The sequence below is a fragment of the Microvirga sp. HBU67558 genome, assembly GCF_018069605.1.
Lineage (GTDB): Bacteria > Pseudomonadota > Alphaproteobacteria > Rhizobiales > Beijerinckiaceae > Microvirga > Microvirga terrae.
The window spans coordinates 1-10391 of the sequence record NZ_JAGPUP010000421.1 but is presented as its reverse complement, the minus strand read 5'-3'; the positions used below and the strand labels follow the sequence as shown (position 1 = coordinate 10391).

General features: G+C 62.3%; 12 protein-coding genes, 1 pseudogene and 2 riboswitches. Of the genes and pseudogenes, 8 read left to right on the top strand and 5 right to left on the bottom strand.

Annotated features, from left to right (window positions below; translation table 11 throughout):
* Nucleotides 1-170 precede the first annotated feature (170 nt).
* Together KBI52_RS33400 and KBI52_RS04000 are read left to right on the top strand one after the other, a co-directional pair.
* Nucleotides 171-299 carry a hypothetical protein gene (locus KBI52_RS33400; RefSeq protein ID WP_256439459.1) on the top strand — a complete coding sequence of 43 codons (129 nt, stop codon included), beginning with the start codon at nt 171-173 and terminating at the stop codon, nt 297-299.
* A complete protein-coding gene (locus KBI52_RS04000; protein ID WP_210805497.1) occupies nt 296-1063 on the top strand; it encodes an acetoacetate decarboxylase in 768 nt (255 codons plus the stop codon). Before KBI52_RS33400 ends, KBI52_RS04000 begins: the two co-directional genes overlap by 4 nt.
* A 276-nt stretch (nt 1064-1339) precedes the next feature.
* On the opposite strand, the gene thiD is transcribed toward KBI52_RS04000, so the two are convergent.
* Together thiD and KBI52_RS03990 are read right to left on the bottom strand one after the other, a co-directional pair.
* Nucleotides 1340-2140: a bifunctional hydroxymethylpyrimidine kinase/phosphomethylpyrimidine kinase gene (gene thiD / locus KBI52_RS03995; protein WP_210805495.1), complete on the bottom strand. Its 801-nt coding sequence runs from the start codon at nt 2138-2140 to the stop codon at nt 1340-1342.
* Between the two features lie 141 nt (nt 2141-2281).
* Nucleotides 2282-3070, bottom strand: coding sequence for a hydroxyethylthiazole kinase (locus KBI52_RS03990; protein ID WP_210805493.1), 789 nt, complete (start codon nt 3068-3070; stop codon nt 2282-2284).
* Nucleotides 3061-3164, bottom strand: a riboswitch (TPP riboswitch). Its footprint overlaps the gene before it by 10 nt.
* A 93-nt stretch (nt 3165-3257) precedes the next feature.
* Nucleotides 3258-3365, top strand: a riboswitch (TPP riboswitch).
* A 62-nt stretch (nt 3366-3427) separates the two neighbouring features.
* On the opposite strand from KBI52_RS03990, the gene thiC reads away from it, so the two are divergent.
* The 6 genes from thiC to KBI52_RS03960 are packed head-to-tail and all read left to right on the top strand — an operon-like array spanning nt 3428 to nt 8835.
* Entirely contained in the window at nt 3428-5275 is a 1848-nt protein-coding gene (gene thiC, locus KBI52_RS03985; RefSeq protein WP_210805491.1) for a phosphomethylpyrimidine synthase ThiC, read from the top strand.
* Nucleotides 5276-5279: 4 nt separating this feature from the next.
* Entirely contained in the window at nt 5280-6254 is a 975-nt protein-coding gene (gene thiO / locus KBI52_RS03980; protein ID WP_210805489.1) for a glycine oxidase ThiO, read from the top strand.
* Between the two features lie 3 nt (nt 6255-6257).
* Entirely contained in the window at nt 6258-6455 is a 198-nt protein-coding gene (gene thiS / locus KBI52_RS03975) for a sulfur carrier protein ThiS (protein ID WP_114948072.1), read from the top strand.
* A gap of 3 nt (nt 6456-6458) precedes the next feature.
* A complete protein-coding gene (locus KBI52_RS03970; protein WP_210805487.1) occupies nt 6459-7229 on the top strand; it encodes a thiazole synthase in 771 nt (256 codons plus the stop codon).
* Entirely contained in the window at nt 7226-7837 is a 612-nt protein-coding gene (locus KBI52_RS03965) for a thiamine phosphate synthase (RefSeq protein ID WP_210805485.1), read from the top strand. The genes KBI52_RS03970 and KBI52_RS03965 overlap by 4 nt, the downstream gene beginning before the upstream one ends.
* Nucleotides 7834-8835: a HesA/MoeB/ThiF family protein gene (locus KBI52_RS03960; RefSeq protein WP_210805483.1), complete on the top strand. Its 1002-nt coding sequence runs from the start codon at nt 7834-7836 to the stop codon at nt 8833-8835. The genes KBI52_RS03965 and KBI52_RS03960 overlap by 4 nt, the downstream gene beginning before the upstream one ends.
* A gap of 99 nt (nt 8836-8934) precedes the next feature.
* Here KBI52_RS03960 and KBI52_RS03955 read toward each other — a convergent pair.
* From KBI52_RS03955 to KBI52_RS03945, 3 genes and pseudogenes are all read right to left on the bottom strand, one after another.
* Nucleotides 8935-9420, bottom strand: a pseudogene (locus tag KBI52_RS03955) (alanine dehydrogenase); the annotation flags it as partial.
* A 6-nt stretch (nt 9421-9426) separates the two neighbouring features.
* Nucleotides 9427-9942: a transposase gene (locus KBI52_RS03950; protein ID WP_210805481.1), complete on the bottom strand. Its 516-nt coding sequence runs from the start codon at nt 9940-9942 to the stop codon at nt 9427-9429.
* A gap of 40 nt (nt 9943-9982) precedes the next feature.
* A partial coding sequence (locus KBI52_RS03945; protein ID WP_210805479.1) for a transposase occupies nt 9983-10391 on the bottom strand: 409 nt, incomplete at its 5' end.

Genomic DNA, 10391 nt, shown 5'->3' with positions numbered 1-10391 from the left:
GCGTCAGCCAAGCGCGATAACGTGAGAGGGACCAGCTTCAGCGTAAAACATCAGGGCCAGCGGTCATGCAGCACCGCATTCAAAGGCCGGAGACATGACCGCACCCGCCCCGCTAGGCCCAAACGTCATCAACAATCACATTGCCAAACGGGCGCCATCCAGACATGACGATGTCCACGCTGCGGACCCTGCGCAACCCCGGTATCCCGAAGCGCCCCGACACGTCGAACGGCATCGCGACTTTCGACGTCGCCGATCTGTCACCGTTCACACTCGAACTCCGCACGAGGAAGTCATGAAGATCTCAGATGTCCGCGAAAAGGCCTTCGCAATGCCGCTCAACGACCCGGCCTATCCGCGCCCGCCCTACCGCTTCTACAACCGCGAATACGTGGTCATCACCTATCGAACCGATCCGGAGGCCCTCCGAGCCGTGGTGCCCGAACCGCTGGAGGTGGTTGGCGATACCGTGGCCTACGAGTTCATCCGCATGCCGGACTCGACCGGCTTCGGCGACTACACCGAGACTGGACAGGTGATCCCCGTGCGCTTCACCACACCGTCGGGCGAGGTGCAGGAGGGCGGCTACGTACATGCCATGTACCTCGACGACAATTCGCCGATCGCCGGCGGCCGGGAGATCTGGGGCTTTCCGAAGAAGCTCGCGAGCCCCCGGATCATCCATGAGCAGGAGACGCTCGTGGGCACCCTGCATTACGGCTCCGTGCCCTGCGTCGTCGCCACGATGGGCTACAAGCATCGCGAGGCCGATCCGGCGCCTATCAGGAAAGCCATGGCGAAGCCCGCCTTCATGATCAAGATCATCCCGCATGTGGACTGCACGCCGCGCATCTGCGAGCTCGTGCGGTACTACCTGGAGGACGTGACCCTGAAGGGGGCCTGGACCGGACCTGCGGCTTTGCAGCTCTTTGAGCACGCCATGTGCGACGTGGCCCGGCTGCCCATTAAGGAGGTGGTGTCCGCCAGCCATTACATCGCCGATCTCACCCTCGGGCTCGGGGAGGTCGTCTACGACTATCTCGCCGACGACCGCAAACTCTGAAAGGAGACCGTCATGTCCCAGTTCGATCCAAGGACTGCGAGCGGCATACGGGTTTTAAGAATCATGCGCATAATCCGCCGCGGTCATTACAACAGGCGGGGATGTCGAGCGACAGGCGAAATACGCCTCGTCAATCGCCTCTTCGGTCTTGCAGTTCCGAGGCCGGTACGGTTCTTGGCCACGAGGTGACCATGCGCCGGCGGAAGCCTTGCGCGCACGACCATGAGAGTCGCGAAAACGCAGGCTCCAGCCCCAAGCGCCGCACCGTGTGAGCGCTTAGGACCAAGTGGCATGGAAATGATGCACGGGTCCGGGCCCGCGTCCGATCTGGAGTTCATCGGAAGCCCCGATGGCGGCGCTGATGAAGCTCTTGGCCACAGTAACCGCGTCGCCGAGCGATAGACCTTTGGCAAGCCCGGCTGCAATGGCCGAGGACAGGGTGCAGCCGGTGCCATGCGTGTTGCGCGTGCCGATGCGAGGAGCTGCAAAGCGCTGCATGCCGTGCTGATTCATGAGAATGTCGGTGCTCTCCAGTCCTGTGCCGTGGCCACCTTTCACCAGAACAGCTTTGGGACCCAAAGCGAGGATGCGTTCAGCCTGGCGGCACATGGTCTGCTCGTCCTGGGCCGGCGGCTCATCGAGGAGGGCTGCGGCCTCCGGAAGATTGGGTGTGACGAGCAGCGCCATGGGAAGCAAGATGCGCCGCAGCGTGTCAATGGCCTGCGGCACGAGCAGTCGATTGCCACTTGCCGCCAGCATCACGGGATCAAGTACGATCCGCGCGGCGCTGTAGTGCGCAAGGCCTTCCGCCACAACTTCGATGACAGCGGGTTGTGATAGCATGCCGATCTTTACCGCATTGACTGTGAGATCGGAGAAGACGCTGTCGATCTGCTGCTTGACGGAGGCGGGCGGAACATCGTGAATGCCCTGAACGCCAAGGGTGTTCTGCGCCGTGAGCGCAGTGATCACACTGGCACCGTAGACGCCTAGCGCCGAAAAGGTCTTGAGGTCTGCCTGGATGCCGGCGCCGCCCCCTGAATCCGAGCCCGCAATAGTGACGGCGACAGCGGTCATGCCGGAGCATTCCGCGAGTTCAGGGCCTGATTTACCATATGCCGCAGCCGCCAGTGGCAGCTTGCCGGACGAGCGCAACAGGACCCCAGCTGCCCGTCCTTTCCGGATCGATGATATCGTAGCGCCTGAGATCACCTGTGGTTATGAGACCCTCCCATGAGTGATGAGAGTTGGCGTATCGAGATTGAAGAGTGCGTCGAGGAAAGCCGGCTGGAATGTCCCCGGCCCCCTTGCGCCCCGCGCGGCGATCTCGCCTGCGACGCGCGTGACGAGCAGAGCCGCAGCCGCCGCTTCGAGTGCGCTGCTATGCAGGGCCGTGAAGGCTGCCACGAGGGCGGTTCCGGCGCATCCCATGGCGGTCACGCGGGTCATCAGCGAGTGACCGTTCTTGACGCGAATGATGCGGGCGCCATCCGTAATCAAGTCGACCGCGCCGGTTAGGGCCACGACCGTGCCTTGAGCTTTGGCGAAGGACTGCACGGTTTCAGGCGTCGCATCCTTGCCGGCGAGAGCCGCGAGCTCGCCCGCATCGCAGCGAAGGACACGCGGCCTGCCCGCAAGACAGGCGCGGGCAAACTTCTGGCGGGGTGGGGAGGCGTCGGCGAAGACTGGATCGAGTACCCAGGGCTTGGCATGAGCGTGCGCGGTCGCGATAGCTTGTGGGATCGCGGCACGGCGGTCAGCGTCGAGCGTGCCCAGATTGACGAGAAGCGCGGCGGAGCGGCTGGTAAAAGCCGGGACTTCCGCTAATGCGACGGTCAGCGATGGAATCCCGCCAGCGGCGAGCAGAAGATTGGCTGTGAGGGTTTGTGCCACTGCGCTCGTGATCGCATGCACGCGCGTGCGCTCACCGCGAAGGCGGTTGAGCAGATGCCCGGACAATTCTGGAAGACTGAAAGCATCCGATAGGGACGCTGGTTTGCTCGTCATCTCGCAATCCCTCCGCCGGCATAATCCGGATCAGGTTCGATGGGTTGGTCTCGGCGAGACCTCTCAGCGCGAACGGGCACCCCAAGGAGATGCCGCCGTAATAATTGCTCCGCCATCCTTTGACAAGAACCAATCTTGTCAGCTCAGTTCCGCTCTTGACAGCTGAGATTACGTCCACGAGGATCGCATCCGTTCCGAGGGGAGCCCTGTAAGGGGCTGAGAGTCGGCTGATTCGCCGTGACCCTTGAACCTGATCCGGGTCGTACCGGCGGAGGGACTGGAACTATCGAGCAACACAACGAATCCCTCAGCTCGCTTTGCCCGGATCTCCCTTTGTCCAAGAGGAGAGATCCAGTGATGGTTCATATCGACAAGCCCAAGGGCGCTCCCCAGTCCGTCACCACTGGCCCGATTCAGGGATTATGCAAGGTCTATGCCATGCCGGCAGATCGCCCAGATATCCGGGTTCCCTTCCGCGCGATTATCCTGACGGATCCCAGCGAAGCGCATGTGCGCGTTTACGACTCCTCCGGCCCTTATACCCAGGACGATGCAGCCATCGATCTCGCTAAAGGTCTTCCGCTCGTGCGCGAGCCGTGGATCACAGCGCGGAACTATGCGGCGGTCGCGCCGCGGCCCGTGAAACCTGAGGACAACGGAAACGTCTCGGCCGACGCACTTGTGGCGCCATGCCCGGCCGAGCGCGTCGTGCGCCGTGCCGCTTCCGGTCAACTCGTAACCCAATACGAGTTCGCCCGGGCCGGGGTCATCACAGAGGAAATGATCTACGTCGCGCACCGAGAGAACCTCTGCCGCGAAGCGATGCTGGCGAACGCGGAGGCAAAGATTGCCGATGGCGAGAGCTTCGGGGCTGCCATTCCCCCCTTCATCACGCCCGAGTTCGTGCGCCAGGAGGTAGCCCGAGGCCGCGCCATCATTCCGGCCAACATCAACCATCCGGAACTGGAGCCGATGGCAATCGGGCGCAACTTCCTGGTCAAGATCAACGCCAATATCGGCAACTCCGCCGTGGTCTCGACGGCAGCCGACGAGGTGGAAAAGCTCGTCTGGGCGATCCGCTGGGGCGCCGACACAGTGATGGATCTCTCCACGGGCCGCAACATCCACAACATCCGCTCCTGGATCCTGCGCAACTCGCCGGTGCCCATCGGCACAGTGCCGATCTACCAGGCCCTGGAGAAGGTGGGCGGTGATCCGGTGAAGCTCGATTGGGAGGTGTTCAAGGACACGTTGATCGAACAGGCCGAACAGGGCGTCGATTACTGCACCATTCATGCGGGCATGCGCCTGCCTTATGTGCCGCTCACGGCCAACCGCGTCACGGGCATCGTCTCCCGTGGCGGCTCGATCATGGCGCGCTGGTGCCTGGCGCATCACAAGGAAAGCTTCCTCTACGAGCGCTTTGATGAGATCTGCGACATCATGCGGGCCTATGACGTCTCCTTCTCGTTGGGCGATGGACTGCGCCCTGGATCGATCGCCGATGCGAACGATGCGGCACAGTTCGCGGAACTCGAGACCCTGGGAGAGCTCACAAAGGTTGCGTGGAAAAAGGGCTGCCAAGTCATGATCGAAGGGCCCGGCCATGTGCCGATGCACAAGATCAAAGTCAATATGGACAAGCAACTCCGCGAATGCGACGAAGCGCCCTTCTACACCCTTGGTCCACTCACCACAGACATCGCACCGGGATATGACCACATCACGTCCGGCATCGGCGCCGCCATGATCGGCTGGTTTGGCACGGCGATGCTCTGCTACGTGACACCCAAGGAACATCTGGGGCTGCCAAACCGGGACGATGTGAAGACCGGAGTGATCACCTACAAGATCGCAGCCCATGCTGCCGACCTTGCGAAGGGACATCCGGCCGCACAGGTTCGGGACGACGCCTTGTCCCGGGCCCGCTTCGACTTCCGCTGGGAGGATCAGTTCAATCTCTCCCTCGATCCAGACACGGCTCGTGCCTATCATGACGAGACCTTGCCGAAGGACGCACACAAGGCGGCGCATTTCTGCTCGATGTGCGGCCCGAAGTTCTGCTCGATGAAGATCACGCAGGATCTGCGGGCCGAAGTGGCGGCGATGACCTCTGAGGTTCAGGAGCAATTAGCCGGCATGCGCGCTAAGAGCCGCGAGTTCCTGGCTGGCGGCGGACAACTCTACGTCCCCGCCGCGGAGTAGCGCAATGCGTATCCGTGTCATTGGCGCCGGAGTCGCTGGCCTGACAGCGGCGCTGGAGTTGGCCGAGCGGGGCGCCAGGGTTGAGGTGATTGACCGTGGCCCGCACCTCGGTGCGGCTGCCTGCTCCTGGTGTGCGGGCGGAATGCTCGCGCCCTGGTGTGAGCGCGAGAGCTCGGAACCTGTCGTGGCAGAACTGGGCCGTCGTGCGATCGATTGGTGGCTGCGGCGATGTCCAGGGACCACCCGCAAGGGTACGTTGGTGATCGCCCGGCCCCGCGACGCGGGCGACCTCACTCACTTTGCGCGCCGAACGGAACGCTTTGACTGGGTCGACGGGGATCGGATTGCTGATCTCGAGCCTGATCTGGCAGGACGTTTCCACAAAGGCCTGTTCTTCGCGGACGAAGCACACCTTGACCCCCGGAGCGCACTGACCGCACTCGCCGCGCGTCTTGTAGACTTTGGTGTCTCTCTACGGTTTGGTGCCGAGGCCCCTACCGGGGATAGCGATGTGGATCGCATCATCGACTGTCGCGGCTTTGCCGCACAGGGCGATCTTCCGGACTTGCGCGGCGTCAAGGGCGAGATGCTGCTTGTCAGAACACACGAGATCTCCCTCCAGCGTCCTGTCCGCCTCCTGCATCCGCGCATCGCTCTCTACATCGTGCCGCGTGAGAAGGGGCTCTTCATGATCGGAGCGACGATGATTGAGAGCTCAGATCGAAGTCGTGTCACAGTGCGCTCGGCGGTCGAGCTCCTCAACGGAGCGTACTCTGTCCATCCGGCCTTCGGCGAGGCCGAGATTGTCGAGTTTGGCGCCGATGTCAGGCCCGCCTTTCCTGACAACCTGCCCGCGATCCGGGACTGCGGCCGAACGATCTACTTCAACGGCCTGTACCGTCACGGATTTTTGCTCGCTCCTGCCTTCGCGACCCGGGTCGCCGATGCAGTATTCCACCTAGAGCGACTATGGAGATGACGCATGAGGATTATCGTGAATGGTGAGGAGCGTGAGATTGAGGAGCGGCTCCTGTCGCGCGCTCTGTGTGAGCTCGACTTCGGCGATGCCGTTGTGGCCACGGCCGTCAATGAACGGTTTGTGCCCGCATCCCAACGATCGGCCATCGCGCTGAACGACGGCGATCGCATCGAAGTTCTCGCGCCGATGCAGGGAGGCTGAGGCATGCTGTTGTATAATGTCGAACTTGCGTCACCCTTGATGCTGGGAACCGCCCAGTATCCATCCCCCGCCATCGTGGCAGCGGCAGTTCAAGCCTCGGGTGCGGAGGTGGTGACTGTCTCGCTCCGGCGCGAGGCGAGCGGCAATCTGGCAGGACAGGCCTTCTGGTCTATCATTCGCGATCTTGGCACACGCGTTCTGCCCAACACTGCTGGGTGCCGCACGGTCAAGGAGGCGGTCACGACGGCCCATATGGCCCGGGAGGTCTTCGGGACGCCGTGGATCAAACTCGAGGTGATCGGCGAGGAGGATACCCTCCAGCCGGACGTCTTCGGCTTGGTCGAAGCCGCGCGAGTTCTGACTGAAGAAGGCTTCCAGGTCTTTCCATATACGACGGAGGACCTCGTTGTGGCCGAACGCCTGCTCGCGGCGGGCTGTCGCGTTCTGATGCCTTGGGGTGCACCGATCGGCTCAGGCAGAGGTCTCAATAATGTCTTCGGGTTGAAGATGCTCCGGGCCCACTTTCCCGATGTGCCGCTTGTGGTCGATGCAGGAATTGGACTGCCCTCACACGCCGCAGCAGCGATGGAGCTTGGAGTCGACGCAGTTCTTTTGAACACCGCGGTCGCCAAGGCCGGTGATCCGGTCGGGATGGCCAAGGCATTCGCCCTGGCGGTTGAGGCTGGACTGCTGGCACAGCGCGCCATTCCGATGGAACCACGGGAGATGGCGCGCCCGTCGACTCCGGTTTTTGGCAGGGCGTTGCTGGCATGACCCTCGTGCTCGACCCCTTCTATCTCATTGTCGATAACGCGGATTGGGTGCGACGCCTAATGCCGCTCGGCGTAAAACTCATTCAACTTCGCATCAAGAATGTGTCCGATGCCGCAATCGCACGTCAGATTAGAGAGGCGAAGATCTGTTGCGAACAGCATGGCGCTCAACTCGTGGTCAACGATCATTGGAGGCTTGCCATTGCGAAAGGCTGCACCTTCGTTCACCTCGGACAGGAAGATCTCGCGGGCGCGAATCTGCCGGCCATTCGAAAGGCGGGCATTCGGCTGGGTGTGAGTACGCATGACCACAGCGAACTCAAGCAGGCGCTCTCAGCTGCGCCGGACTACGTTGCTCTGGGACCCATCTTTCCGACAGACCTGAAGCAGATGCCCTGGGCTCCCCAAGGCCTGCGCCGCATCACGGAATGGAAGCAGCTCATTGGCGAGATTCCACTCGTTGCGATCGGTGGGCTCACCATCGACCGCATCCCAGGCGTTCTGGATGCTGGCGCTGACAGTGCGGCGGTGGTGACGGACATTCTCCGGCACCCGGACCCGGAGCAACAAACCCGCCGTTGGATCGCATTGACGAGGATTATGGGATGACTACTCGCTATGCACGACAGATCGTGCTCCCGGAGGTGGGCGAGACTGGCCAGGCCAAGCTTGCGTCATCCTCGGTGCTGGTCGTCGGGGCCGGCGGCCTTGGATGTCCCGTCCTGCAATATCTCACGGCCGCCGGTGTCGGACGCCTCACGCTCGTCGACCATGACCGCGTTGACGAGAGCAACCTTCACCGGCAGCCCCTTTATCGCAAGACCGACATTGGTCAGCTGAAGGTCGAGGTGGCTCAGACGGCACTCAAAGCTCTCAATCCGTCAGTGATCGTTGACGCGCTTGCCATCTATCTTGATCCCGCCGCAGCACAGGGTCTCGTGAGGGGCGCGGATGTCATTGTGGATGCCGCCGATAGCATCGCGGTCACGTACATTCTGAGCGATGCCTGTAAGGCAGCATGCAAACCTTTGGTCAGTGCGTCCTGTGTAGGCTTGAAAGGCTATGTTGGCGCCTTCTGTGCCGGCGCTCCGAGCTACCGCTCCCTATTTCCGGATATTCCTCAGAACCTCGGGAACTGTGCCACGCTAGGGGTTCTAGGCTCTGTTGCGGGCATGCTCGGTGGCTTGCAGGCGCAGATGGTGTTAGCACTGATTCTGGGCCTTGATCCGTCACCACTTGGGCAGTTGATTTCGGCGGATCTGCAAAAGCTAGAGTTTGGCGGATTTTCGTTCCTGGATGCGCCGGAGGCGCCTGGTTCCGCGCCGCCCTTTATCGCGCAATCTGATGTCACCGCCAACGACATTGTCTTCGAGCTCAGAAGCCTTGCTGAGGTGTCGGTCTCGCCATTTCCGCAGGCCCGCCGCGCAACCATTGACACGATCGTTGAGCAGAGCCGGGATGTCTCACAATTGAGCCGGGTTGTGCTCTGCTGCCGCAGCGGTTCAAGAGCGTGGCGGGCAGCGGACCTGCTGAGGGACCAGGGACACCAGAAGCTGGCGCTCATCGCAATGGGCGATATCGATGAGCTGTGTTCGCAGAGCGTTTGAGCCGTTTGATGGCTGAAGTCTTTCAGCTCCGGAATGCGTCAATGCGCTTGGCCTCTCGACAGTGGACTTGCGGTTTCATCCCAGTCGGGATCTCTTGGATCAGGCCGCAGCCGGTTCGATCGGTGAGAATGGCAGGCAGAGGCTCTCGGCCACGGCCTTGTTGGTGAGCCGGCCGCGATAGACATTGAGGCCGGCACGCAGATGCGGATTCTCGAGCACGGCGGCAAACCCCTTGCTGGCGAGCGCAAAACCAAGGGGCAACGTGGCGTTATTCAGGGCCTTGCTTGAGGTCAGCGGGACTGCTCCCGGCATGTTGGCGACGTAGTAATGAATGACGCCATCCACCTCGTACGTTGGATCAGCGTGCGCGTCGGGCGCGAGGTCTCAAAGCATCTACCCTGATCGATCGTGACATCCACAATCACCGAGCCTTTGCGCATCGAGCTCAACATGCCGCGACTGACGAGTTTCGGCGCACTTCGCCAGGAACGAGCACCGCACCAATGACAACATCCGCTGCAAAGACCTCCTGCTCAACGGCGTCGATAGTCGAGTCCGAACGCGTCCTTCGAACAGTTCGTCTAATGATCCTCACGGTATTCCTGCAACGGAGAGCCCTGCGTGGCGAAAGAAGCTGACGATCATCTCAGGTTGGTGCTGAAGCTGGCTGAATTCGCGGCGGACCAGACGGTGCAGGTCCGCGACGGATCCAGGTAGGGCGTTCTCCATGGCGCGCTTGACGCAGGCATTGCACTGCTCCTCCGGGTTGAGCTCGGGCGCATAGGCCGGCAGGTAGGCCGCCGCATAATCCTGCGGGTGGGCTGCGATGAAGGCGGTGGTCGCTTGTGACCGATGGGCATTGAGCCGATCCCACACCACCAGCAGGGGCGTGCCGATCTTGCGGCGGAAGTAGCGCAGGGCCGAGATCACGGTCTGGCTCGAGACGCAGGTGCGGACGTGTCTGGCATAGAGCCGCCCGTCGGGCGTGATCGCCACAATGCTCGACACCTCGCGCCGCTTGCCCACCCGCTGGAGGATCGGGGTGATCCCGCGCCGGGCCCAGGTCGTACCCGGTCGGGCGCGGAAGCTGTGGCCGGTCTCATCCACGAGCAGGATGGTCCGGCGCTCCCGGCGCGCCTAATGATCTTCACGCGATGCCGGTAACGGAGAGGCCTGCGTGGCGGAAGAAGCGGACGATCATCTCAGGGTGACGCTTCAGCCGGCCGAACTCACGACGGGCGAGCCGATGCAGGTCGTTGATTGAGTCGGGCAGAGCGTTTGCCATGGCACGCTTGACGAGGGCATTGCACTGCTCTTCCGGATTCAACTCGGGGGCGTAGGCTGGCAGATAGGCGACCGCATAGTCCTGCGGGTGGGCCGCAATGAAGGCCGCGGTTGCTCGGGAGCGGTGCGCGTTGAGCCGATCCCACACCACCAGCAGCGGCGTGCCGATCTTGCGGCGGAAGAAGCGCAGGGCCTGAATGACACAGTGGCTCGAGATGGAGGTGCGGAAATGGCGCGCATACAGCTGTCCGTCCGGCGTAATCGCCACGATG

What these genes read in the sequence shown, in the direction of transcription:
- KBI52_RS33400 (WP_256439459.1), top strand. Translation starts at nt 171, where the DNA reads ATGTCCACGCTGCGGACCCTGCGCAACCCCGGTATCCCGAAGCGCCCC.
- KBI52_RS04000 (WP_210805497.1), top strand. Translation starts at nt 296, where the DNA reads ATGAAGATCTCAGATGTCCGCGAAAAGGCCTTCGCAATGCCGCTCAAC.
- thiD (WP_210805495.1), bottom strand. Translation starts at nt 2,140, where the DNA reads ATGACCGCTGTCGCCGTCACTATTGCGGGCTCGGATTCAGGGGGCGGC.
- KBI52_RS03990 (WP_210805493.1), bottom strand. Translation starts at nt 3,070, where the DNA reads ATGACGAGCAAACCAGCGTCCCTATCGGATGCTTTCAGTCTTCCAGAA.
- thiC (WP_210805491.1), top strand. Translation starts at nt 3,428, where the DNA reads ATGGTTCATATCGACAAGCCCAAGGGCGCTCCCCAGTCCGTCACCACT.
- thiO (WP_210805489.1), top strand. Translation starts at nt 5,280, where the DNA reads ATGCGTATCCGTGTCATTGGCGCCGGAGTCGCTGGCCTGACAGCGGCG.
- thiS (WP_114948072.1), top strand. Translation starts at nt 6,258, where the DNA reads ATGAGGATTATCGTGAATGGTGAGGAGCGTGAGATTGAGGAGCGGCTC.
- KBI52_RS03970 (WP_210805487.1), top strand. Translation starts at nt 6,459, where the DNA reads ATGCTGTTGTATAATGTCGAACTTGCGTCACCCTTGATGCTGGGAACC.
- KBI52_RS03965 (WP_210805485.1), top strand. Translation starts at nt 7,226, where the DNA reads ATGACCCTCGTGCTCGACCCCTTCTATCTCATTGTCGATAACGCGGAT.
- KBI52_RS03960 (WP_210805483.1), top strand. Translation starts at nt 7,834, where the DNA reads ATGACTACTCGCTATGCACGACAGATCGTGCTCCCGGAGGTGGGCGAG.